General features: G+C 50.9%; 20 protein-coding genes. 9 read left to right on the plus strand and 11 right to left on the minus strand.

Translation table 11 applies throughout. The features are described from left to right. Positions 1–185: 185 nt before the first annotated feature. Positions 186–1,022 carry an S-formylglutathione hydrolase gene (gene fghA, locus LG384_RS15225; RefSeq protein ID WP_045445026.1) on the plus strand — a complete coding sequence of 279 codons (837 nt, stop codon included), beginning with the start codon at positions 186–188 and terminating at the stop codon, positions 1,020–1,022. Between the two features lie 460 nt (positions 1,023–1,482). Beyond that, positions 1,483–3,468, plus strand: a complete 1,986-nt coding sequence (locus tag LG384_RS15230) for a ligand-gated channel protein (RefSeq protein WP_225761178.1) — start codon at positions 1,483–1,485, stop codon at positions 3,466–3,468. Positions 3,469–3,574: 106 nt separating this feature from the next. On the opposite strand, the gene lysP is transcribed toward LG384_RS15230, so the two are convergent. After that, positions 3,575–5,044, minus strand: coding sequence for a lysine-specific permease (gene lysP, locus LG384_RS15235; protein WP_045445033.1), 1,470 nt, complete (start codon positions 5,042–5,044; stop codon positions 3,575–3,577). Positions 5,045–5,251: 207 nt separating this feature from the next. After that, complete coding sequence (gene yieE, locus LG384_RS15240; RefSeq protein WP_045445036.1) at positions 5,252–6,133, minus strand: DNA-binding transcriptional regulator YeiE; 882 nt, start codon at positions 6,131–6,133, stop codon at positions 5,252–5,254. A gap of 131 nt (positions 6,134–6,264) precedes the next feature. On the opposite strand from yieE, the gene LG384_RS15245 reads away from it, so the two are divergent. Together LG384_RS15245 and nfo are read left to right on the plus strand one after the other, a co-directional pair. Then, complete coding sequence (locus LG384_RS15245) at positions 6,265–7,314, plus strand: YeiH family protein (protein ID WP_048221042.1); 1,050 nt, start codon at positions 6,265–6,267, stop codon at positions 7,312–7,314. Between the two features lie 65 nt (positions 7,315–7,379). Continuing rightward, positions 7,380–8,237 carry a deoxyribonuclease IV gene (gene nfo, locus LG384_RS15250; RefSeq protein ID WP_048221041.1) on the plus strand — a complete coding sequence of 286 codons (858 nt, stop codon included), beginning with the start codon at positions 7,380–7,382 and terminating at the stop codon, positions 8,235–8,237. Positions 8,238–8,284: 47 nt separating this feature from the next. Here the strand turns inward: nfo and hypT are convergent, their stop codons facing one another. Beyond that, positions 8,285–9,190: a hypochlorite stress DNA-binding transcriptional regulator HypT gene (hypT, locus tag LG384_RS15255; RefSeq protein WP_075261762.1), complete on the minus strand. Its 906-nt coding sequence runs from the start codon at positions 9,188–9,190 to the stop codon at positions 8,285–8,287. Positions 9,191–9,529: 339 nt separating this feature from the next. Here hypT and LG384_RS15260 point away from each other — a divergent pair, with 339 nt between their 5' ends. Together LG384_RS15260 and LG384_RS15265 are read left to right on the plus strand one after the other, a co-directional pair. Then, on the plus strand, positions 9,530–10,249 hold the full coding sequence (locus LG384_RS15260; protein ID WP_045445049.1) for an aspartate/glutamate racemase family protein: 720 nt from the start codon (positions 9,530–9,532) through the stop codon (positions 10,247–10,249). A 77-nt stretch (positions 10,250–10,326) separates the two neighbouring features. Beyond that, positions 10,327–11,625, plus strand: a complete 1,299-nt coding sequence (locus LG384_RS15265) for an anaerobic C4-dicarboxylate transporter (RefSeq protein WP_225761179.1) — start codon at positions 10,327–10,329, stop codon at positions 11,623–11,625. Between the two features lie 109 nt (positions 11,626–11,734). On the opposite strand, the gene fruA is transcribed toward LG384_RS15265, so the two are convergent. Genes fruA through fruB form a run of 3 tightly spaced genes read right to left on the minus strand, consistent with a single transcriptional unit; the run spans position 11,735 to position 15,508 of the window. Beyond that, positions 11,735–13,423 (minus strand): PTS fructose transporter subunit IIBC, encoded by a 1,689-nt coding sequence (fruA, locus tag LG384_RS15270; RefSeq protein WP_045445055.1) that lies wholly within the window; start codon positions 13,421–13,423, stop codon positions 11,735–11,737. 16 nt (positions 13,424–13,439) lie between these two features. Further along, positions 13,440–14,378, minus strand: a complete 939-nt coding sequence (gene fruK, locus LG384_RS15275; RefSeq protein WP_003027446.1) for a 1-phosphofructokinase — start codon at positions 14,376–14,378, stop codon at positions 13,440–13,442. Further along, the gene (gene fruB, locus LG384_RS15280) at positions 14,378–15,508 is read right to left on the minus strand and encodes a fused PTS fructose transporter subunit IIA/HPr protein (RefSeq protein ID WP_048221038.1); all 1,131 of its coding nucleotides are present in this window, start codon (positions 15,506–15,508) and stop codon (positions 14,378–14,380) included. The genes fruK and fruB overlap by 1 nt, the downstream gene beginning before the upstream one ends. Before the next feature lie 368 nt (positions 15,509–15,876). Here fruB and setB point away from each other — a divergent pair, with 368 nt between their 5' ends. After that, positions 15,877–17,058: a sugar efflux transporter SetB gene (gene setB / locus LG384_RS15285; protein WP_048221037.1), complete on the plus strand. Its 1,182-nt coding sequence runs from the start codon at positions 15,877–15,879 to the stop codon at positions 17,056–17,058. A 19-nt stretch (positions 17,059–17,077) separates the two neighbouring features. Here setB and LG384_RS15290 read toward each other — a convergent pair whose 3' ends face one another. Next, entirely contained in the window at positions 17,078–17,332 is a 255-nt protein-coding gene (locus LG384_RS15290) for a YkgJ family cysteine cluster protein (protein WP_045445064.1), read from the minus strand. Between the two features lie 281 nt (positions 17,333–17,613). Here LG384_RS15290 and yeiP point away from each other — a divergent pair, with 281 nt between their 5' ends. Continuing rightward, positions 17,614–18,186, plus strand: a complete 573-nt coding sequence (yeiP, locus tag LG384_RS15295) for an elongation factor P-like protein YeiP (protein ID WP_045445067.1) — start codon at positions 17,614–17,616, stop codon at positions 18,184–18,186. Between the two features lie 55 nt (positions 18,187–18,241). Here the strand turns inward: yeiP and torD are convergent, their stop codons facing one another. Genes torD through torC form a run of 3 tightly spaced genes read right to left on the minus strand, consistent with a single transcriptional unit; the run spans position 18,242 to position 22,505 of the window. Next, positions 18,242–18,874: a molecular chaperone TorD gene (gene torD / locus LG384_RS15300; protein WP_200010121.1), complete on the minus strand. Its 633-nt coding sequence runs from the start codon at positions 18,872–18,874 to the stop codon at positions 18,242–18,244. Further along, entirely contained in the window at positions 18,864–21,362 is a 2,499-nt protein-coding gene (gene torA, locus LG384_RS15305; RefSeq protein WP_225761180.1) for a trimethylamine-N-oxide reductase TorA, read from the minus strand. Before torA ends, torD begins: the two co-directional genes overlap by 11 nt. 3 nt (positions 21,363–21,365) lie before the next feature. After that, a complete protein-coding gene (gene torC / locus LG384_RS15310) occupies positions 21,366–22,505 on the minus strand; it encodes a pentaheme c-type cytochrome TorC (RefSeq protein ID WP_045445084.1) in 1,140 nt (379 codons plus the stop codon). A gap of 166 nt (positions 22,506–22,671) precedes the next feature. Between torC and LG384_RS15315 the strand changes: the two genes are divergently transcribed. After that, the gene (locus LG384_RS15315; protein WP_045445087.1) at positions 22,672–24,147 is read left to right on the plus strand and encodes a PLP-dependent aminotransferase family protein; all 1,476 of its coding nucleotides are present in this window, start codon (positions 22,672–22,674) and stop codon (positions 24,145–24,147) included. Between the two features lie 42 nt (positions 24,148–24,189). Here LG384_RS15315 and uxuA read toward each other — a convergent pair whose 3' ends face one another. Next, positions 24,190–25,380 carry a mannonate dehydratase gene (uxuA, locus tag LG384_RS15320; RefSeq protein ID WP_048221030.1) on the minus strand — a complete coding sequence of 397 codons (1,191 nt, stop codon included), beginning with the start codon at positions 25,378–25,380 and terminating at the stop codon, positions 24,190–24,192. Positions 25,381–25,474: the final 94 nt, after the last annotated feature.

A 25,474-nucleotide genomic window follows, 5' to 3' on the forward strand; every position in this document is an offset into this window, starting at 1 on the left:
GCCTGTTAATGCACAGATCCTACTTGCCGTTCAACCCGGTGAGTATGAGTGTTAATGTAAAGTTATATAGATGATGAAGTATGTTTGCCCAATGCGGAAGTGAAAGTTACTCACAGTGCAATGAATAATCTGTATTATGATGGGTTCGCAAACACATTCAGATTCGACACAACAAGGAGCCACGCATGGAAATGCTTGAAGAGCACCGCTGTTTTGAAGGCTGGCAGCAACGCTGGCGTCACGACTCCGCTACGTTAAATTGCACCATGACTTTCAGCATTTTTCTCCCTCCGCCGCGCGATAACACCCCGCCTCCGGTACTGTATTGGTTGTCGGGTCTGACCTGCAATGATGAGAATTTTACTACCAAAGCAGGCGCGCAGCGTATTGCAGCTGAGTTGGGGATTGTTCTGGTGATGCCAGATACCAGCCCGCGCGGTGAACAGGTGGCCAATGATGACGGGTACGATTTAGGTCAAGGTGCCGGATTTTATCTCAATGCCACACAGCAGCCATGGGCTTCGCATTTCCGCATGTATGACTACTTGCGCGATGAGCTTCCGGCGCTGGTTCAGTCACAGTTTAACGTCGGCGATCGCTGCGCCATCAGCGGACACTCCATGGGCGGTCACGGCGCACTGATTATGGCGCTGAAAAACCCCGGTAAATACACCAGTGTTTCCGCGTTTGCGCCAATCGTAAACCCATGCCGTGTTCCGTGGGGAGAAAAGGCATTTAGTGCCTATCTGGGCGATGATAAGACGACCTGGGCCGCATGGGATAGCTGCGCGTTAATGTTAGCCAGTAAGCCAGAAGATGCCATTCCAACACTCATCGATCAGGGTGACAGCGATCAGTTCCTTGCCGATCAACTTCAACCTGCGGTGCTGGCAGAAACGGCTCGTCAGACGGCGTGGCCGATGACGTTACGCATTCAGCCCGGATACGATCATAGCTATTATTTTATTGCGTCGTTCATTGAAGATCATCTGCGCTTCCACGCACAATATCTGTTGAAGTAACGCACTGAGGGCGTCCGCCCTCTTTGTTTCTCCATCATTTCCTCATTTTTTCTCCATTTTTATTTTGCCGCTATCTCATTGACTGAAAAAGATTTTCCTTGCCAATCATATCAAACACAAATGATTCCAATTATCATTTGTGTTTACAAACATTCACACTTTTGTACAATCTCCTAGCTTCTTTACTTAAAAGAGTCCTTAAAAGACAAATACATATAATTGTCATGGCCTTTGTCATGACGAGTTGATCGTTACCCTAAGAATTCGAGTTGTAGGACAAAATGCAATTGCATTTTGAACAGTGCTGGCCCCGAAGGGGTGAGGCTCTCTTGCCGGATCATGCGGCAGGGGAGTAAATCCCAGGAACGCACATAAGTACGTTCCTGGGGTGAACGAGCTTAGTCAGCACACCTGCAACTTGAAGTATTACGGGTAAATTCATTTAAATGGAATGATACAAATGACTATACCTCACGTTAAGGCTGTTGCTGCCGCAGTATGCGTCGCCAGTCTCCCATCACTCGTCTATGCTGCTGACCAGGATACCGTCGTTGTTACAGCCACGGGGTTTGAGAAAAAAATTCAGGCCGCCCCCGCCTCTATTTCTGTGATCACCAAGCAGCAGATAGAGGATAAAGCTTACCGTGATGTCACCGATGCGCTAAAAGATGTACCTGGCGTCGTCGTAACAGGTGGGGGTAGCAGCAGCGATATCAGCATTCGCGGGATGGCTTCGAAATACACGCTTTTCCTGGTAAACGGTAACCGTATCAGCACGCGTGGTACACGTCCCAACAGCGATAACTCTGGCATTGAGCAAGGCTGGCTCCCGCCGCTGGAATCCATCGAACGTATCGAAGTGATCCGTGGCCCTATGTCTTCGCTCTACGGCTCTGATGCGATGGGCGGCGTCATCAACGTAATTACCAAAAAAGTCTCGAATACCAAAGCCTGGACCGGCTCCTTGCATGGCGATGCCACTTTCCAGGAAGACCGGGATTCTGGCGATATTTACCAGACTAACGCTTATGCTTCCGGGCCGCTGATTGACGGGTTACTCGGCGCAAAAGTCACCGGTTTATTCTCTCACCGTGCGGAAGATGAAATCGTCAATGGTTACAATGAGCAGCGTATGCGTAGCGGGGGATTAACCCTGAACTTTACGCCGGATGATAAAAACGATATTGACTTCGATTACGCACGTGAACTGCAGGATCGCGACAGCACGCCAGGCAAGTCAATGGCCGCAGAGAGCTGCCGCAACGGCACCTGTAAGCCAAACAGCAAAAGCGAAAGCAAGTATGTGCACACCACCTATTCATTAACCCACAGCGGTTACTATGACGACTTCAATACCACCAGCTATGTTCAGCAGGAAGAGAGCGAGAATCCCGGTCGCCAGATGAAGTCCTACAACACCATCTTCAATAACCAGAACCAGATCTTCCTCGGGGCACATACCCTGACGGCGGGTGGACAGTACCGTTATGAAAAACTGCGCGATAACGGTAACCAGTTGCAAGCGGCAGATGGTCTGAACAAGCTAACTCGCTGGAGCTGGGCGCTGTTTGCCGAAGATGAATGGGCCGTTACCGATACCTTTACGCTGACCGGTGGTCTGCGTATGGACAAAGATGAAAACTACGGTGATAACTGGACACCGCGTGGCTATGGCGTATGGCATCTTAGCGATCAATGGACCTTAAAAGGCGGTGTTTCAGCAGGCTATCGTGCACCAGACCTGCGTCAGTCATCTGCCAGTTGGGGACAGGTCACCGGCGGTGGTCGCCTGAACGGTATCATTGTAGGCAACCCGGATCTGAAACCGGAGAAAAGCCTGAGTGAAGAAATCGGGTTGCTGTGGGACAACGGTAACGACCTCAACGCAGGCGTCACTCTGTTCAACACTGACTTCAAAAACAAAATTACCGAAGTTCGCCGCTGTAACAGCAGTTCCGATCCTGCCTGCACCATCGGCACAACCAGTTACGATTTTGTCAGCGATCGGGTTAACGTTGATAAAGCCAACATGCGCGGCGTAGAGTCCACCTTCGGCTGGAAGATTACCTCTGACCTCAACTGGACAGCTAACTACACCTACACCGAGTCTGAGCAGAAAAGCGGTCAGTTCTCTGGTCAGCCGCTGAATAAAATGCCAAAACATATGTTTAACACTACGCTGGACTGGCAGGCTACGCAGGATATCGGCTTCTGGAGCCGTCTGAACTTGCGCGGTAAAACATCCGAGTACCTGAGCCGTACCTCAATGGCACAAGGAACCCCTTCCTATACTCAGGTTGACGTCGGCTTGCGTTACTACGCCAACAAAGATCTGTTGCTGACTGCTGGCGTGTATAACGTTCTGGATAAGCAAATCAATTACGATACCTACGACACCGTTCTCGATGGTCGTCGCTATACCGTTGGCCTGACTTACAACTTCTAAGTACAGTGCAATAAAAAACCCCGGCACGAATAATGCCGGGGTTTTTGTTATTTTGTCTGCCGGATGACGGCATAAATGCTGGATCCGGACAGGTCTGTCTAAAAGGTTATTTCTTCACTCGCCCCGGGAAGTGCATTTCGCTGTAGCGAACAAAATGGGTCCCTTTTGTCAGCTTGTAGCCAAACCAGATAATCAGGAACAGCGGGATACCGATATAGGTTGCCATCACACCGCCCCAGTCAATGGTATCTTTCAGGAATGCTTCGTAGTTTTGTCCCAGCGTAATAATCAGGCACAACACGAAAGCAAAGATCGGACCCAGCGGGAAGAAACCTGAACGATACGGCAGATCCTTCACATCATGCCCCTGCAGCACATAGCCACGACGGAAACGATAGTGGCTAATGGCAATCCCCAGCCAGGCGATAAAGCCCGTCATCCCGGAGGTATTCAGCAGCCACAGGTACACAGTCTGGTTGCCAAACATTGAAGTCAGGAAGCACAACCCTGCCACCACCGTGGTCGCATATAACGCATTACGCGGTACACCGCCACGAGACAGCTTAGCGAAAATACGCGGCGCTTTACCATCACATGCCAGGGTATAAAGCATACGCGTTGACGCATACATCCCGGAGTTACCCGCCGACAATACCGCTGTCAGGATAACGGCGTTCATCACCGCCGCCGCAGAAAGCAGGCCGGCGTGCTGGAATACCAGCGTGAACGGACTGACGCTGATGTCTTTAACATCATTGCGCAGCAGGCTTGGGTCAGTGTATGGAATAATCAGGCTGATGATCAAAATAGCGAACACATAGAACAACAGGATTCGCCAGAACACCTGACGCACAGCGCGAGGAATGTTCTTCTCAGGATCTTCAGATTCGCCTGCAGCGATACCAATCAACTCGGTGCCCTGGAAAGAGAAACCGACGATCATCGCCACGCCAATCATCGCCGCAAAACCACCGGCAAAAGGAGCCTCACCTGTCGTCCAGTTGCTCCAGCCCACCGGTTGAGCGCCTTTAAAGATACCGACGATCATCATCACGCCAACCACAATGAAGATAATAACGGTGGTAACTTTGATCAGCGAGAACCAGTACTCCGCTTCACCAAAACCCCTGACCGAGATGTAGTTCAGCAGGAAGATGACGCACAGGAACAACGCACTCCAGATCCAGCCGGGCGTATCCGGGAACCACCAGCTCATCACCAGTTGTGCAGCCACAAGGTCAACGGCAATGGTTACCGCCCAGTTGTACCAGTAGTTCCAGCCCAGCGCGAAGCCAAAGCCTTCTTCTACATAGTTCTGACCGTAGGTGGAGAACGAACCGGAAACCGGCATATACGCGGCTAATTCACCAAGACTGGTCATCAGGAAGTACACCATCAGACCAATCAGAATATAGGAAAACAGCGCGCCGCCAGGACCCGCCGCAGAAATGGTTGCACCAGATGCAACGAAAAGACCCGTACCGATGGAGCCACCAATGGCAATCATCGTCAGGTGACGCGCTTTCAGTTCACGACGTAGCGTGGGCGCTTCTGTGGTTTTAGTTTCGGAAACCATGTGAAAATGCTATCCATCCAAAAAATGAGGCGCGATTGTAGCAGACGAAACGGCATTCTTCCGGCACAAATGCGCTGTTATAAGAGACCTTCATGACTGGCCGCGGATTATAAGTAAAGCAGAGATTTGAAAGCGTGCAGGCCAGATAAACATAGCGCCATCAGGTAAGAGCGTGTCGGCACTACCTGCTTCCGACACACCTGCGTCTTACCCGGCCTGTTCCACCTGATCGCTATAACGTAAAAAACGCAGCAGCGCATTGGAGAGGTGTTTTTGACGATGATGGACACGCCAGAGGGTGCGAACTAACCGCGGTAGTGGCACGGGAACTTCGCTCAGCGTTCCGGCCCGCAACTGTTCCTCAATGACACGACGCGACAGACAGCTAATACCTAATCCATGACGCACAGCATGTTTAATCGCTTCTGAATTACCCAGCTCCATGGCCATTTGAAACCTCGGCAAATGCGACAACAGCAGGTAATCAACAAGCTCACGCGTACCGGAACCACGCTCGCGGAGGATCCAGGGCGACGCTGCCAGTTGTTCCAGCGTAACGGGCCCCTTCGTTAATGGCGAAGACGGCGCAGCAAAGACCACCAGCTCATCTTCCAGCCACGGTTCAGAGATAATTTCCGTGCTGTGGCAAGGGCCTTCGATAAGCCCAATGTCTACCCGAAAATCCAGTACGGCGTTGATAACATCCTGACTGTTGCCCACGCTCAGCTCCAGTGGCAAATCAGGAAAATCCTGCCGGTAGCGGGCGATCATGGCAGGAAGAATGTAATTACCAATGGTGCTGCTGGCGTATACGCGAATAGCGCCATTATCTTCACGAAAAAGCTGTTCAATTTCAGTTGTTTGCTCAAGCAGCGCCAGCGCGCGAGGATAGAGTAATCGCCCGTGCTCATTAACGACCAGGCGCTTACCCACGCGGTCAAATAGCTGGACACCAAGTTGCCCCTCTAAATCGGTAAGCGCGGCGCTAACCGCCGACTGCGACAATGACAACATCACAGATGCCTGAGTCGTCGAGCCGCTTTTCAGTACCTCAGCAAACACTTCAAGTTGTCGTAGGGTGATATGCATAGTCGTTTTCCACCAGGTAGCCGTGCTTACCACTTATAAAGATTAATTATAAATATATAATCAATTTTATTTTTAAGCCACTTCACCTTACTATTTTGTCAAAGATTTCATTCCAATTCACAGGAGGGGTCATGACAGAACTCGCCCTACAGAATCATCGACGTACAGTGTGGCATTTTATTCCGGGGCTTGCCCTGAGTGCAGTTATCACCGGGGCCGCTTTGTGGGGTGGTTCCATTCCCGCCGTAGCGGGTGCCGGGTTCAGCGCCCTCACCTTAGCCATTTTATTGGGGATGGTTCTCGGTAATACCGTCTATCCACACATCTGGAAAAGCTGTGACGGTGGCGTACTGTTTGCCAAACAACATTTATTACGCCTGGGGATAATCCTCTACGGCTTCCGCCTCACATTCGCGCAGATTGCTGACGTTGGCGTCAGCGGTATCGTGATCGATGTGTTGACGCTGACCAGTACCTTTATGCTTGCCTGTTTCCTTGGGCAGAAAGTGTTTGGCCTGGATCGGCACACCAGCTGGCTCATTGGTGCCGGGAGCAGCATTTGCGGTGCAGCCGCGGTGCTGGCAACAGAACCGGTAGTCAAAGCAGAAGCCAGTAAAGTGACAGTCGCTGTCGCAACTGTGGTTATCTTCGGTACGATTGCAATCTTCCTGTACCCGGCAATGTATCCACTGCTGGCGCACTGGTTTAGCCCGGAAACCTATGGGATTTACATTGGCTCTACCATGCATGAAGTAGCACAGGTTGTCGCCGCCGGACATGCAATTACCCCGGATGCAGAAAACGCGGCAGTGATTGCAAAAATGTTGCGCGTTATGATGCTGGCTCCATTCCTCATCATCCTGGCTGCCCGTGTGAAACAGCTGTCTCCGGCGACCGGAGGGGAAAAAAGTAAAATCACTATTCCGTGGTTTGCCATCCTGTTTATTGTGGTTGCGATTTTCAACTCGTTCCACCTGCTACCGAAATCCGTAGTGGACATGCTGGTTACGCTGGATACAGTTCTGCTGGCGATGGCGATGGCCGCACTTGGGCTTACCACTCACGTCAGTGCACTGAAGAAAGCAGGTGCTAAACCCTTACTGATGGCGCTTGTTCTGTTTGTCTGGCTGATTGTGGGCGGCGGTGCGATTAACGTTGCCATCCACGCGCTGATGGCATGATCGATCACGACTAACCCTTGTTAACCCGCTATACTCTCCCCTTTTGAGTATGGCGGGTTTAACTTATGAAATATATTGGAGCGCACGTAAGCGCCGCTGGCGGTCTGGCTAACGCCGCTATTCGAGCCGCGGAAATCGAAGCGACCGCATTCGCCCTGTTCACCAAAAATCAGCGCCAGTGGCGCGCCGCGCCGTTGACGACCGAAGTCATAGATGACTTTAAGTCAGCCTGCGAGAAGTACCATTTTTCTCCGGCACAAATCCTGCCTCACGACAGCTACCTGATTAACCTCGGACACCCGGTGAGCGACGCGCTGGAAAAATCACGCGATGCCTTTATTGATGAAATGCAGCGCTGTGAGCAGCTTGGCTTATCTCTGCTTAACTTTCACCCTGGTAGCCATTTGATGCAGATCCCGGAAGATGAGTGCCTGGCGCGGATCGCGGAGTCGATCAATATTGCCCTCGCTCAGACTCAGGGCGTGACGGCAGTCATTGAAAATACCGCCGGACAGGGCAGTAATCTTGGGTTTAAGTTTGAGCATCTGGCGGCCATTATTGATGGCGTAGAAGATAAAACCCGTGTCGGTGTCTGCATCGATACCTGCCACGCCTTCGCTGCCGGATACGATCTACGCACTACTGCCGAGTGCGAAAAGACCTTTGCGGAATTTGAACGCATCGTCGGCTTTAATTATTTACGCGGGATGCATCTCAACGATGCCAAGAGCACATTTGGCAGCCGTGTTGACCGCCACCACAGCTTAGGCGAAGGCAACATCGGTCACGATGCCTTCCGCTGGATCATGCAGGACAAGCGTTTTGACGGTATTCCACTGGTACTTGAGACCATCAACCCTGATATCTGGGCAGAAGAGATAGCCTGGCTGAAAGCCCAGCAAACAGAAAAAGCAGTCGCGTAACATCGTTCCCGCGCGCCAGACTAACTGGCGCGCCTCAGAAGTGAAAATCAAAGCTCTGGCATATGGTTACGCAAGATGCCCCAGAAATTTTCAGCTGTTTTATTCAACCGGGTATCCATCCTGTAAATATAGGCCTGAATTGGCACCATTAGCTCCGGTACCGCCAGTGAAACCAACCGTTTTGTGCGCAGTTCGTTAACAATCGACCATGCGGGTAACCAGGCGATACCATGTCCATCAAGCGCCATATTTTTCAGCAACTCACTCATCGAAGACATAAATAACGTGCGTCCCGTAATACCGCCCACTTCCGCCAGATGGCGGTTAACCAACCGCCCCATATAAGATGTACTGGTGTAGTTCAATATCGGCACCTGCGGCTGCCAGATATCAAACAACGGTTTACCCTGCTCATCAGCAGCACAAACAGGGTACAGCTCTGATTCAAAAACTTTCAGACCACAAAAAGGTGACTGCATCAGGTCTTCATCGCGAAATGAGATAATAAAATCACTTTTCCCTTCTCGCAGGGTGTTAACCGCCTGCACAACATCAATGGCCTCAACGTGATAAACAAATTCTTCGCCGTAGGCTGCCATCGAGTGAACTAATCTGGGTAGCATGGTAAGCGACAGCGAATGTGCCGCCGCAACTTTAATATTCGGCACTCCTAGCAAGTTATGACCGCTTAGCTCATCCAGATTACATTCCAGCTGTTGCAATAAGCTTCGTGTCTGCGAGTGAAACAACTTCCCCTCTTCCGTAAGTTGCAACGGCGAAGTGGTGCGATCAAATAACATGACTCCTACCGCCGACTCGAGCGCTTTGATCCGTCGGCTAAATGCTGGTTGAGATATATTACGTTGCTCAGCAGCCTGGGAAAAATGACGACAGGCTTCCAGTGTCAAAAAATCATATAACCATTTTGTCTCGATGTTTTTCATATCGGTCACACAGGTATTTAAATATGTCCATGAGCATATAACATCATGCCTGAGAATTTCAGGACATATCATTGACTCTCAGCAATTAGTGATTCGTTTTTTGCATGACACCTTCGTTTTTGACATTAACCTCCTGATGGTTTCTCCCATATGTTCGCGCTCGATTCTGACCAGAACCCATACTCTTTGCCGGGCGCTGGCATTCTGCCCCTGACTCAACACTCACAATCATGCGGTTTTTGCATTACAGCAAACATTATTGCATTTCTCATCGCCGTCATCAGCTGTTAAACATTAGCGAAAGAAAAAATACAGATTATTTATTAACGGTTAAATGAGGTATAAATCGTGAAAGGTTTAATTGGCGTACTTGGCGGAATGGGTCCTGCTGCAACCGTCGATCTTTTTAATAAATTTGTCACTTATACGGCAGCACAGTGCGATCAGGAACATATTCCATTAATTATTTCATCTATTCCTGATATTCCCGACCGGACCGATGCTCTGATGCATCATGGTCGCTCCCCTCTTCCCGCTATGCGTGATTATCTGCATAAACTGGAAGATGCCGGGGCGGAGTGTATTGTGATTCCCTGTAATACCGCCCATTTTTGGTTCAATGAATTAAAAGATTCCTGCCATATAGACCTGCTAAGCATTGTTGATACAACGATGAATGAGGTTGAAAAATGCAGAAAAACCCGTATTGGGCTGCTGGCAACCAACGCCACACTCTACATGGGACTTTATCAAAAAGGTATAGAATCTCTTGGCTTAAGCTGCATCAGTCCTGATACGTCCAGTCAGGAAAAAGTGATGGAAAGTATTTATTGCTTAAAAGCAGGTGATCTTAAGCACGCGCAAAAAATGATGCTTGAACAAGCCGAAATACTTTTCTCACGCGGTGCTGAAGTTATCGTTCTGGGCTGTACGGAAGTTCCTGTGATCCTTGCCGAAGCGGTTAAACAGTCACCGGATAAATATATTGATTCAACCGGATCATTAGTTCGTGCAGGTATTAAGTGGTACGAAAAAAGAGTAGGAAAGCACCATCTCCTGGCGCAATAAAAAACAAACCTAACTAAATAAACATATTAACTAAACACTCACCTTTAACGACAAATTATTGTCTGGCGGAGATCATTATGATTTGGCTAGAAATTATCGTGGTATTAGGATCAATATTTTTTGGTATTCGTCTCGGCGGGATTGGCATTGGTTTATGCGGTGGACTGGGACTGGCAATTCTGACGCTGGGATTTGGTCTTTCCATCGGTTCCCCGCCCGTAGATGTTATTCTTATTATTATGACGGTTGTTGTAGCAGCATCTGCACTACAGGCCGCAGGAGGCATGGATTATCTGGTACGCATCGCCGGCAATTTTATGCGACGAAATCCAAAATATATTAATATTATTGCGCCAATTATTACCTGGTCGATGACCATTATGGCGGGAACCGGGTTTATCGTCTTTTTTACCTTGCCGGTAATTGCAGAAGTGGCAAAAGAATCCGGCATACGTCCCTCTCGCACGCTAGCTGGCTCCGTAGTCGCCTCCCAAATTGCGATATCTGGCTCGCCGATTAGCGCCGCCATGGCCGCGATGCTGACGATCATGGAAGGGAATGGCGTCAGCTTTATTCAGGTAATGGCGGTTTGTCTTCCGGCCTCATTCGTTGCCGCGATGGTTGCCGCATTAATCGCTTCACGCCAGGGATGCGAGCTGGAAGATGACGAAGTATATCTGGAGCGTCTGCAAAAAGGTCTGGTCCGTAAATATGAAGGGCAGCACAGCACTACGCCGGGAGCCAGGCTTTCTGTCGGCCTGTTTATGCTGGCAACAGTCGTCATCGTTATTCTTGCCGCATGTCCTCAGCTACGCCCCGGCTTCGACATCGGTAGCCCAATGAATACGCGGGATATCATTATTATCTGCATGCTGTCCGCAGCTTGCCTGATGGTAGTGTTGTGTAAAACATCCACAGATTCCATTGTGCTGACATCCACTTTTCGCGCGGGCATGAGCTCACTGGCAGTAATTCTCGGGATCGTAACGCTGGGCACAACATTTATTGATGCGCATCTGGCGGAGATTAAAAGTATCGCGGGCGATATTCTGCAGGCCTATCCGATGCTGTTAGCACTGGTACTCTTTGGTACCTGCGCGCTCCTCTATTCACAAGGAGCAACCACGCCACTGATTATCCCTCTTGCCGTCGCCCTCGGTGTACCAACCTGGGCCATACTGGCTTCGTACGTCGCGGTAACCGGGGTGTTTGTTCTGCCAACTTATCCCACGTCGCTGGCAGCAATGGAATTCGACACCACAGGGACAACGCGGGTTGGCAAGTATGTCTTAAACCATCCGTTTATGTTGCCAGGGTTAGGCGGCATTATTGCTGGTGTTGCCTTTGGCTTTATCATTGCACCCATGATTGCCTGAACCGCATAGCAAAAGGATTCGTTATGCCTCGCCCCATAGAATTTCAATGGATAACGCTTTAAGCATAAAAAAAGGGCAGAGAAATCTCTGCCCTTTGATGAGAGGAGGGTTATGCCGCTTTAGCGACAGCGTCCTCTTCCGGACGTTTCAGGAACGCATAGGCCAGACCCGCAACCAGCGTACCTGCGATAATTGCCAGCAGATATCCAAGAACCGGTGTAATTGCGCCAGGAATCAGCAGTACGAACAGACCACCGTGCGGAGCCATCAGCTTAGCACCTACCGCCATGGAGATTGCTCCGGTCAACGCACCACCGACGATACAGCACGGCAGAACACGCATCGGGTCACGGGCTGCGAACGGAATCGCCCCTTCGGTAATGAAGCACAGACCCAGAACCAGAGCGGCTTTCCCCCCTTCCTGTTGTGCTTTGTCGAATTTACGACGCGCAACAAGGGTAGACAGACCCAGTGCCAGCGGTGGCACCATACCCGCAGCCATGATTGCAGCCATTGGCGCATACGTTTGTGTACTCAGCAGACCCACACCGAAAGCATATGCGGCTTTGTTTACCGGTCCCCCCATGTCAGTACACATCATACCGCCAAGAATTGCACCGAGTAGTACCGCATTCGCCGTCCCCATGGTTTGCAGCCAGTGAGTCAGACCTTCCAGGATGCCAGCAACCGGTTTGCCAATGAGGTAAATCATCGCCAGACCCACCACCAGGCTCGAGAGCAGTGGAATGATCAGGATCGGTTTCAGCGCTTCCATACTTTGCGGCAGTTTCAGCTTAGTGCTGATTAACTTCGCCAGGTAACCCGCAAGGAAACCGGCAATGATCCCGCCGATAAAACCGGAACCGGTGCTTACCGCCAACATACCGCCGATAAGACCCGGCGTCAGGCCAGGACGGTCGGCAATAGAGAACGCAATGTACCCCGCCAGAACCGGAACCATCAGCGCAAAGGCTGAGCCACCGCCAATCTGCATCAACGCCGCTGCCAGCGTGTTAGGCTCTTTAAATGCTTCAATACCAAACGCGAAAGACAGCGCAATACACAGGCCACCGGCAACCACCATTGGCAGCATGTAAGAAACGCCCGTCAGCAGGTGACGGTATGCGCCAGCACTCTCTTTCTTACCCTGTGTCGCTGTAGACTGTCCTTTCCCCGCAGGCTGGTAGAGGGTCGCTTCGTCGACGGCTTTATCCAGCTCTTGCTTCGTTTTCTTCAGTGCCAGACCGGTCGAGGTACGGTACATCGGTTTTCCGGCAAATTTCGCCAGATCCACTTCAATATCAGCAGCCACGATCACCAGATCAGCTTCGGCAACTTCTTCCGGGGTTATGGCATTACCCGCCCCAACAGAGCCACGGGTTTCAACCTTCACCCACCAGCCGCGTTTTTTGGCCTCGGTTTCAATGGCTTCAGCAGCCATAAAAGTATGCGCTACGCCCGTTGGACAGGCCGTTACCGCAACCACACGTTTCGGACCACTGCTTGCCACAGGTGCGGCAGCAGCTGGCGCGCTGTAGGGTTTTGCATGACTTTTCGCTTCGCTAAGGAATAACTCAGGATGAGCAACCGCACGACCAATATCACCCAACCAGACATTTTTTCCGTTCAGCGAAGTGTCATTCGGGAGTTTGTCGCCCAGAACAATCGCCAGCTCAGCATCATTAGGATTATCAATAATATCCAGATGCGCTTTATGCGCCGCCGCTCCAAGCAGGGTTTTCGCCATGTAAGCACGAGCCTGGCCGAGATTAGCGTCAATAATCAGCAGCGTTTTCATTATGCCTCTCCTGCTGTCAGTTAAACGGTTTTAAGTCGACACGCGCCATCATTGCGGCCAACTGAGGACGATCGGTAATACCCACATTACTTTGACTTACGGCCAGTGCAGCAACAGCGGTCGCCAGACGTAAGGTGTGTTCACTGGACTCACGCATCAGCAGGCCGTAAATCAGGCCGCCGACCATTGAGTCTCCCGCACCTACGGTGCTGACCACCTCAACGGATGGCGGTTTCGCAATCCATTCGCCTGAAGCGTTAACCCACAGCGCACCTTCCGCACCGAGTGAAATCACCACATGAGCGATACCCTGCTCGCGCAGTGCATGTGCAGCATCAATAACATCTTTCATTTCCGGCAGTTTACGGCCAGCCCAGATCTCCAGCTCGCGGCGGTTAGGTTTTACCAGCCACGGCGCCGCTTTCAGACCCGCGACCAGTGCTTCACGGCTACTATCAAAGATAATGCATGGACACTGGCTGCGCAGGCGCGTCATCCAGTCGGTGAATGCTTCCGGACTAACACCGGTTGGCAAGCTGCCGCTGACACACACCATGTCGAACTGCCCCAACCAGCTCAAGGAGTCATTCACAAAGCGTTCCCAGTCGGCTGGGGTGACTTCAAAACCAGAGAAATTGAAGTCTGAAACTTCGCCGTCTTTTTCAGTCAGTTTGACGTTAATACGGGTACGCCCCTGCACCACCTGAAAACGGTTAGCAATACCCAATTCGCTGAACAGTTGCTGAAAGCCATCCTGGTTGTCTTTACCCAGGAAACCGCCAACCGTAACGTCGATACCCAGATCTTTCAGAACTTTCGCGACGTTGATGCCTTTTCCAGCCGCGTGCAGACCGGTCGTTTTAACCAGGTTTACTTCACCGCGTTCAATTTCCGGGCAAAAACCGACAAGGTCGTAAGCCGGGTTCAGGGTGATAGTTGCAACACGTCTGCTCATTACGCGCCCTCCCCAAGACCTGCCGCGATAGCATCGCCAATCGCTTTCAGCGCCTGTTCAGCATCATCACCCTGTGCGGTAAAGCGCAGGTGATGTCCTTTCTTCACGCCTAAGGCCACGACTTTCATCAGACTACGTCCATTTGCCGGTTTTCCGGTTCCATCAAGATTTGTCACGGTAATTTCACTGTTAAATTGTTTAATCGTATTCACCAGCATGGTGCCCGGACGGGCGTGTAAACCATGCTCATTGCGCACCACAAACTCAGCGCTTAATACATCGTCAGTTAATGCGTCATCGCTGGTCAGCAGCGCCAGCACGGTAGCTGCGTCAGCTTTCAGTAAACGGTCAGCTTTATTGTTCAACAACAGATCGCCAAGGCGCTTCAGCACCGCAACGGGCTGCTCATCATTCATAGCAACGGTAATCAACGCCGCAGCCGTTTCACCTTGAACCTCAAATGCGTTGGCCGCACGACTGACCGCGATAGCGCTGCGCACATTGCCTTCAGCACAGTCATTCAGCCAAATCCCTTGACCGAGATTCATCGGTTGTTCGTTAATCGCTCTGGTGACGAATGTCGCATCGACCGCTCCAGCTTCTTTCAGCCGTGCAGCATTCAGCGCCTGCAGCGTCATCAGAGAGTTGGCGGCAACGTCCAGCGTCAGCATGTCATTATCAAGCTTCAGCTGTTCACTTTGCTTTTCGCCCATCAGTAAGGCGCGCAGTTCTTCTGCTGTAGTGGCTGATTTCAGTTGCTCAGCCACCGAATCATCACTCAGCACGTGCGTCAGTTGGCGCAGTAAACCGAGGTGTTCATCCGAGCTGGCTGCAATACCGATAGCCACATACGCGACCTGGTCTTCACCCCAGGTCACGCCTTGCGGGAACTGAAATACCTGCACACCGGTTTTCAGCACGCGGTCGCGCGTATCCGTTGTACCGTGAGGTATAGCAATACCGTTGCCAAGGAAAGTGGATGTCTGTTGTTCGCGTGCCAGCATGCCATCGACGTAGCCCTCCGCGACGTTGCCCGCTTGTACTAACGCGGCTGCAACCTGACGAATGGCCTCTTCTTTGTTTCCGGCCTGCTCGCCCGGGTGTATATCCTGAACAGATAACTGGAACATGGTTCTCCTCTCCTGCCGAATTGAAACGATTCAGCTAACATGAGAAAAAAGGCGCCACCCGACTCCATCATTTAAAATCTGATAGCGCTGAAACGTTTCAAGAAGTTTTGCTCTTTCTGCTTCAGCACGCAAGTAAAGTTGTAGATTTGCTTGCTGAATTTAGATGTAACGCACATTTTTTCTTCTATGTGTGGAAATTGCTCACGCAAAAAATAGGGTTACCCTATCAGGTTCAGCATCGTCAGCATGCTGTTTTCTCAGACTGAAATGCGATTTTGATTTTTCATGCTGATTTTGATTTAGCTCCTTGTTTGTTTTCTGACAAGCAGCGTAAACTCCGCCTCTCTTCACACCACTGATATCGAAACATGCATAACACCCCCGTAGCCGCCACACCAAAGGCGTTTGATTTAACGTCTTCGGCGTTTTTGCTTGTCGCTTTTCTGACGGGTATTGCTGGCGCATTGCAGACTCCTACACTCAGCCTTTTTCTGACCGATGAAGTCCATGCCCGCCCAGGGATGGTGGGTTTCTTTTTTACCGGCAGTGCCGTCATCGGCATCCTGGTAAGTCAGTTTCTGGCGGGGCGCTCTGATAAAAAAGGCGATCGCAAGAACCTGATTGTTTTTTGCTGTGTGCTGGGGATGCTGGCCTGCGTGTTGTTTGCCTGGAACCGTAACTATTTTATTTTGCTGTTTGTCGGTGTTTTTCTCAGTAGCTTTGGCTCTACCGCTAACCCACAAATGTTTGCCCTCGCCCGCGAGCATGCCGACCGCACAGGCCGGGAAGCCGTGATGTTCAGCTCAATTTTACGCGCACAGGTTTCACTGGCATGGGTGATCGGTCCCCCTCTGGCCTACGCACTGGCGATGGGGTTCAGCTTTACGGTGATGTATCTCAGCGCTGCGGTCGCATTTATTATCTGCGGCGTCATGGTCTGGCTGTTCTTACCGTCCATGAACAAAAACGTCCCACTGGCAACCGGCGTAGTCGAGGCTCCAAGGCGTAATCGTCGTGATACGCTTCTGCTTTTTGCAATCTGCACATTAATGTGGGGCACCAACAGCCTCTATATTATTAATATGCCGCTGTTCATCATCAACGAACTGCACCTGCCGGAAAAACTCGCAGGCATCATGATGGGTACCGCCGCCGGGCTGGAAATACCGACAATGCTGATCGCCGGATACTTTGCTAAACGGCTGGGCAAACGCCTGTTAATGCGGATCGCTGTAGTCGCCGGTTTTTTATTTTATGCCGGTATGCTGCTGGCGCACTCACCGGTTATTTTGCTCGGTTTGCAACTATTGAACGCGATTTACATCGGCATTCTCGGCGGAATTGGGATGCTCTATTTTCAGGATTTAATGCCGGGACAGGCTGGTTCAGCTACCACCCTGTATACGAACACCATCCGCGTGGGGTGGATTATTGCAGGTTCGCTGGCGGGCATTGCCGCTGAAATCTGGAATTATCATGCCGTGTTCTGGTTCGCGCTGGTGATGATTATCGCCACCGTATTTTGCCTCGCGCGCATCAAAGACGTTTAAGAGCCTGATGGGACTGGCTCTAGGGTGCGGTCAGCGCTTCGAGTTCAATAAGATACAGCATTGCCTGGTGCGTTGTTTGCCCGCACATTTCCGCGCTGGGCTGCAAACCTGCACACACTTTTGGGCGCAACTCAGAACCAAAGAGTTTACAGCGCAGTGATTCATCAAGCTGAACGCACGGTGTATTGGCAGGCTTGCCATCAGGCATGCCAGGGATAGGGCTGGAGATAGAAGGCGCAGTGCAACATGCACCACAATCCGGACGGCATTCCATACAGTATTCTCTTTAACGTAAACCATCGGATGGTGCAGGTAGTGAACAGTATACACACAATCACTCAATAAGCATCGGGGCAGCAAGTGAATGAGTCCCGGAAGCGTACACGTAAGACGCCCCTGGAGTTATAAGCGCAGCCAACAAAGAGGCAACGTCAAGGATGATGTGTGTATCCCCTTTTTTGCACCAGCAAAAGTGACAATTCCGCTTGCCTGAATGGCCCGGCGCGAGTAGTTTGACGCGATATTTTAGACACTCCCCACTACAGGATTTTTTCGATGCCAAGAGCGAACGAAATTAAAAAAGGTATGGTACTGAACTACAACGGCAAACTGCTGATTGTAAAAGATATTGATATTCAATCACCAACCGCACGCGGTGCAGCTACGCTGTACAAAATGCGTTTTTCTGATGTCCGTACCGGTCTGAAAGTTGAAGAGCGCTTCAAAGGCGACGATATCGTAGATACCGTTACGCTGAGCCGCCGTGGCGTTGATTTTTCCTACGTTGATGGCAACGAATATGTCTTTATGGATAAAGAAGACTATACCCCGTATACCTTCACCAAAGACCAGATTGAAGAAGAGCTGCTGTTCATTCCGGAAGGCGGGATGCCGGACATGCAGGTTCTGACCTGGGACGGCCAACTGCTGGCGCTTGAACTGCCACAGACCGTAGATCTGGAGATCGTTGAAACGGCACCGGGCATCAAAGGCGCTTCAGCAAGTGCGCGTAACAAACCCGCCACTCTGAGCACTGGTCTGGTGATCCTGGTTCCTGAATATCTGAGTGCGGGTGAAAAAATCCGTATTCACATTGAAGAACGCCGCTATATGGGCCGTGCAGACTAACTTTTCGCAGCGACACAAGTTAAAAGGGACAGCATCTGCTGTCCCTTTGTTATTTTCAGCTCTGGCTGCTGAGGTAAAAATCGTCCATCAAAAGAGATTCCAGATACAACTCATCTTCACGCATAAAATGCGTTATGACATTAACCGCCTGAGGATAAAATCCCTCTTCGTCCCGGTGCAAGCAGCTTTCCCGTAACAGCGGTGCCCAGCACATGATGTGATGATGCAAAAAGTAATATTGCGCGGACAGCTTCTCTTTATTGGCAACCATTCTCGCCATCAATGACAACTGTACAGCAATATGGTCGGCAGTCTCATTTTCATGCGGTGTCAGCCCATACTCAACTAACAGCACATTCATTTCCCTGCGTTCTTCGGCCGCCGTCGTATGTGGATAATGTCCCGCATAGGGAGAAACACCGCCGGGAGGCGCCAGCAAAAACAACGAGGCAAAATCCGCCGCCAGCTCCAGTTGTCGGTCTTCACGGCGCAGCACCCGGGCAAGGCTGCGTTCCAGATTTTTGATATCAAAAGACAACCCAGGGATCGCCGTTAGCGACGCCAGCCACTTTCGGTTTTCCCCACTTTCCAGGCTGGTGAGTTGCTCCTCGTTCAGCTCACGGAACAGCAGTTGCGAAAACCACTGGTATACCGCTGCACGCTGCTGAAAAATGTGATTATGCTGCACTAACCTTCTCCTCTTTCATGACCTCCGGACCACCGAAACCCGTGACCTGTGGGGCACTCCCCTGGTATCGTTCCACCTCGACCAGTACCGTATGCGCTGAAGGTCCCTGCGCCAGTTGCGATGTACCGACATCCGCACTCAGCACATTCGGATCGCCATAGGTGCATAACGTGCCCGATTTCCCACCTTCTTGCGGCGAATACCACGCTCCCTCATGAATTCGGATAACGCCAGGCGCGTAGTCAGGGCTGATTACCACGCCCGCCAGCACCTGACCACGGGCATTAAATACGCGCGCAATATCCCCGGCTTTTAAGCCACGCACACGGGCATCCGCCTCGCTCATGTACAGCGGCTCTCTTCCAGCAACCGCATAGGTATTACGAAATGCATCGCTGGAACAGAGCTGGGAATGAAGGCGTTTATCCGGGTGGCAGGATTGCAAATGCAGCGGATATTTATCTTCCTTACCAGAATGGCTGCGCTCAAATGGCTCCATCCACACCGGATGTCCAGGACAATCCTGATACTGGAAACCAGCGATGGTCTTACTGTAGATTTCAATCAGACCGGAAGGCGTTCCTAACGGATTGATATCCGGCTGTTCGCGAAATTCTCCATGACGCACCCACGGCTTCCCGACAGGATATTCAATGTATCCTTCGCCCTGCCAGAAGGTTTCAAAGTCCGGCATACTGACGCCAAGTGATGACCCGGTTTTCACGCCCTCTTCATAAATGGATTTTATCCACTGCATTTCATCGCGCTTTTCGCGATATGTCTCTTCCTGACCAAAGCGTTTGCACAGACCGGCAAAGACATCAAAGTCGTGTCGCGCTTCAAACTGGGGTTTGACAACCTGGCGGACGGCCATCAGCCCTTTATTCGAATGTGTACCAAACTGCTCAATGTCGTTACGCTCAAAGCGCGTTGTCACGGGCAGGACGATATCTGCAAAACGACAAGATGCCGTCCACTGATGATCGAGAACTACCACGGTTTCCAGCTTCTTCCAGGCATCGATCATCCGGTTGCGATCCTGCTGGGCATGGAACGGATTGGCCGCGCTGAAAATCGCCATTTTGATGTCAGGAAAAGTTAATGTTTCACCATTGAAAGCGATCTTCTTGCCCGGCTCCAGCAGACAATCGATCATTCGTGAGGTAGGAATATGCTCCGAAGCGCCGCGAAAGTCCGCTTTGTATTTCGCAGCAGGCGGGTTGTTGATACTGCCGAGGCCACTCAGTACGGGGCCCGCAGAGGTGACTGTACCGCCACCGTTGTAATGCCAGCCAAAGCCCACACCGCCACCAGGCAGCCCAATTTGTCCGGCCATGCTGGCCAGTACCACCAGCATCCAGGGATATTGTTCGCCATGGTGCATACGCTGCACGCACCATCCACCCATAAATTGTGTGCGCCCCTTCACCAGCAAACGGGCAAAATCGCGAATTTGCTCCGCAGTCAGGCCGCAAATTTCCGCCGCCCACTCAGCGTTTTTCGGCTGTTTGTCGCTCTCTCCCGTCAGGTACGGCAAAAACTGCTCGAACCCAACGGTGTAATCGCTGATAAACGCGGCGTCGTATAGTTTTTCTTCGTACAAGGTATGTGCGAGCGCCAGTAGCAAAGCAACATCAGTTTGCGGTCTTATCGCCAGTTGTTCACAGCCAAGATAGTTTTGCGATTTGCTGCGTACGGGATCGACGCTGATAACCCGCATTTTACCCTGCGCGACGGCCTCTTTAATCTGCTGCCAGTACCCAAATGCGTCGTGATCGGGAACGAGGAATTCGATCTGTAAGTTCTTGATAGGATCGCAACCCCATAGCACGATTGTATTGGTATTTTCGATAACCAACGGGAGCGAAGTTTGCTGTTCATAGACTTCAAGCGAGCCAATCACGTGAGGCAAAATCACCTGCGCCGCTGCAGCTGAATAGTCGCCAACGGTAGTGACATAGCTACCGTGCAAGCCAAGTCCCCGGTCCATCGCGCCGCCGGCCTTATGGTATTTTCCAACCATTTGCCAGTCCGCCAGTCCGGTAAATACGCCCGAAGAACCAGAGGTCTTTTGCACCCGCTCCAGCTCCTCATAGAACAGATCCAACGCCTGATCCCAGCTCACACGGACAAAACGGTTATCGCCACGTTGGTTGCGATCTGACTTTTCACGTTTGCGTAACCAGTCCAGCCGCACCATCGGATAGCGCACGCGCGATGGGTTATAAACCACTTCCCGAACGGCATTGAGCATATCGCAGGGATATTTATCATGTTTGAATGGACGGGTATCTATCCATTCACCGTTCACGACTTTGGCTTCAAAAGCGCCAAAGTGCGAACCTGACTGGATCCATTGCTCAGGATTTTCACCTGCAGCCCAGACCTTTGAGATCAGGGGATTCGGCCCTAATGCGCTGACGGCGCCAACGGCTAACATTCCGGTCAAAAACCGTCGACGTGACGGGTTAAAATCATGAATATCCATAAATTATCCTTTTGTATTGTTAGATTCAGGTACATCGCTGGCGTGAGTCTGGAGATATTTCAACAGCGTGCGATCTTCCACCGGATTAAGCCGGTAGTAGGTGGACATGGATTTCAAGCCGGCGATCCAGCCATTAGCGGTATAACGACTCGTTGGCGGTGTGCTATGACAGGCGCTACAGGTGGACTGCAACATCTGATCGGCGTATTGCCAGATGGAGTCAACATTGTCGGTAAAACCATCCGCAGAACTCCAGGCAATCACGCTCACCAGTTGCCATTCCTGATGTGACTCAGGATCAACCTGAGTTTGCTGAATCTTCACATTATTCATCAGCGAAGCATCTAATACGGCAGCGAAAACGCGTTTGCCCATATACTGAGTTATCACCCGACCACGTCCTTTGCTTTCCCGCCAGCCGGTCAGTTCTATCTGAACGTTTTTCCCCTCTCTTTTCAGCACACGCACTTCCGTTGCCGGGTACAGCATGGCTTTACCTGCAGCACTCTCTGCTGTGGCAGCCAGTGATTTTTCACCTAACGAATACAGCGTCGTCGCCTTGGGTAATTGTTCACCCTGACTCTGCAATTGCTTGTAACGATCGCGAAAACCGCTGCTCATATCGGGTTTGTGATGTGCAATGCCTTTGTGGCAGTCAATGCAGTTACTGTTCTTTGCCGCAGCCGCCGTCATTTGTGCCACCGCATTAGCAGACTGTTTAGCGTGATCCATCGCTTCATAGCTATGACACGATTTACAGGCCGCGGAATTGTTAGCGCTCATGCGCGCCCATTCCCGTTGCGCCAGTTCCGCACGCTTTAGATTGAATTTCTCAGGCGTATCGATCGAAGGAGAGATAATGGTGTGGTATAGATCGTTTAACGCTTCCGTCTTACGTATCAGGGTTGGAACAATACCCGGTGGAATGTGGCAATCCTTACATTCCGCGCGAACGCCAGAGGCATTTCGAAAATGCACGCTGGTTTTATATTCCTCCCCTGCAGTACCCATCGCGTGGCACGATAAACAAAACTCAGTGGTGCTGGTGTAATGTACGCCCTGCCACGTTCCCCAAATGACGAAAGACATTGCTACTGCTCCGCCGAATACGCACCAAAGCGCGTTTTTTCTTATCCACGACATACTTGCCTCCATTATTTTAATAGCGACACGCTAAGGGATAATAAAAATCAAAAATAGAGACACTGAAGGTGGGGCGTAGGAACAGCACCGACTCTATGAGGCGCGTCAAAATAGTGGAAAGCCGAAAGTCGTAATATGCCAATAATGTTTTAATAAGGAATTTCTCATGCTGACACTGTCTCTCAACAGAGAAAGCCGTACTCCACTGCAATTGCAGATCTTTCAATTTTATTTCCAGGCTATTCAGCAGGGAGATTTGCTTTGCGGTGACAAACTGCCCTCTATCCGTGAGCAAGCCCAGACGTTAAATGTTGCCAAGATTACGATAGTTATGGCGTATGAAAAGCTCATGACGGCGGGCTTTATTAAGAGCCGGCAGGGTATTGGTTATGAAGTGATCTTTACGGCTCCTGTGCGTAGCCCCCCAACACACGTGACCTCTGCAGAAGGCTCTCCGCCAGTAAAGCCCAAGCCTGCGGGGGCTTCCACCGATGTCTACGGTGAGATGGGTAGAGAGTTCTATTGCCGGATGGGCGTTCCCGATCCCAATGCCTTTCCCTGGGCAAGTTGGCGAAAATGGAATAATGCTCCCAGTGTACTTAAGGAACAATTGCTTACTCGTTATCATTCACCAAATGGATTATTTCCATTACGTGATCAAATGGTCAGATACCTTAATTTATCCCGAGGTATTAATACTCGTGCAGAGAACATCATTATTACCAATGGGATTCAGGAAGGACTATCTCTGCTTAGCCAAATATTTATTATTCATCATGCTGTATCACAGAAAAAAAAGTGTCATGTTGTGACCGAATCCCCTTGTTATTCTGGCGCATGGCACCTGTTTAATTATTACGGTGCGGATATTACCCCTGTTGCAGTCGATAGCCATGGCCTACGCACTGATAATTTACCCGAAGTTGAAACCCAGCTTTGTTATGTGACACCAGCTCATCAATACCCGATGGGAAATGTTCTGTCGTTAGAACGACGAAAGTCATTACTGACCTGGGCACAGCGCGTTGGAGCCTACATCATTGAAGATGACTATGATGCCGTTTTTACCTACGGAGAGAATCCTCTTCCGGCACTGAAAGCCATGGACTATCACGATCGGGTTATCTATATGGGGACATTCTCAAAAACGCTGGGGCCGGGGGTGCGTCTCGGCTATCTCGTTTGTCCTGATGAGCTTCTACCGGCTGTACAGAATATGAAAGCGCTAAATAACAACGGCAGCCAGTGGTTATTGCAGCAGTTTTTAGCTGAGCTCATGCAAAATCAGGTGTTTTATACCCATCTTGGCAAACTTGCCTGCAGCTATGCAGCACGTCTTACCCTATTGCGTGACGGCCTTTCAGTTTTGTTTCCTGAAGGGAAAATCGATGGTGCGACGGCAGGCCTGCACCTCTCTTTGCGCATAGCCAGATCACCCGAGGTTATCGCAAAACTGCAAGCGCGCTGTCTGCAGGCAGGTATCCGTTTTGATACGCTGGAGAACATTGAAAATGGTTCGGAAGATGCCTGGCGTAAAGAGAACAGCGACGCTGTCATGTTTTTCGGTTTTGGTGGGTTGCAAATACAGCAGATAAACAAGGTACTGACGGTGCTGGAGCAGGCATTATTGCAGCCCTGGTGATGAACAGGGATCGAGCCTGACGCTCAATCCCTGTTAGCGACATTACAACAGATCGCGGAACTGTGTTTGTTTCAGTGCCAGTTCAACACCACGAACTTCAGCCAGCCCTTTCAGACGACCAATAGCAGAGTAGCCTGGGTTGGTTTTTTTGTGCAGATCGTCAAGCATCTGGTGTCCATGATCCGGACGCATCGGGATTGGACGCAGATCGCCCGCCTTCTTACGACGCTGTTCTTCGGTCAGAATGGCAGCCACTACCGATACCATATCCACATCACCTTGTAAGTGTGCGCCTTCATGGAAAGTTTTCGGGTTTTCTTCACGGCAGGTTGAGCGCAAATGCGTAAAGTGGATACGATCGCCAAAGGTTTCAATCATTTTCACCAGATCGTTATCCGCACGCACACCGTATGATCCGGTACACATGGTGAAACCGTTATAGATGCTGTCTACCGTTTCTTTCAGCCACTGCATATCTTCAATCGTAGAAACGATACGCGGTAGGCCGAGGATCGGGCGTGGCGGATCGTCAGGATGTACGGCCAGGCGCACGCCAACTTCTTCTGCTACCGGTACGATCGCGCGCAGAAAAACAGCCATATTATTACGCAGATCATCTTTGCTGATGCCGTCGTATTCCGCCAGACGCGCGCGGAATTGATCCAGGGTATAACCTTCTTCAGCACCTGGCAGACCAGCGATAATATTGCGGGTCAGCTTTTCAATATCAGCGGCGCTCATGGAATTGAAATAGTCCCGGGCCTGGCGCTGCTCTTCCACGGTGTAATCCGCCTCAGCACCTGGACGTTGCAGGATGTGCAACTCAAAGGCTGCAAACGCTATCTGATCAAAACGCAACGCTTTAGAGCCGTCCGGCAACTGATATTCAAGGTCAGTACGCGTCCAGTCGAGAATCGGCATGAAGTTATAACACACGGTATCAATGCCGCAGGTCGCCAGATTACGGATACTTTGCTGATAATTCGCAATCCACGTTTGATATTGCCCGGAGAGCGTTTTGATATCTTCGTGAACCGGAATACTTTCCACCACCGACCAGGTCAGCCCCTTTTCAGCCAGAATGGCCTGGCGTTTTTGAATCTCTTCGACGGGCCACACTTCACCGTTGGGAATATGGTGCAAGGCGGTCACAACACCAGTTGCGCCAGCCTGACGCACATCATCAAGCGATACCGGATCGTTAGGTCCGTACCAACGCCAGGTTTGTTCCATTGGTTCACCTCATAAGTTGTTATACCAAATTAAGTTGCGCGAATGGCGACTACCATACAGGCATCCGCTGAATGATCAACAGAACGCCGATGAT

This window comes from Citrobacter sp. Marseille-Q3906 (assembly GCF_916618775.1).
Taxonomy (GTDB): domain Bacteria; phylum Pseudomonadota; class Gammaproteobacteria; order Enterobacterales; family Enterobacteriaceae; genus Citrobacter; species Citrobacter murliniae.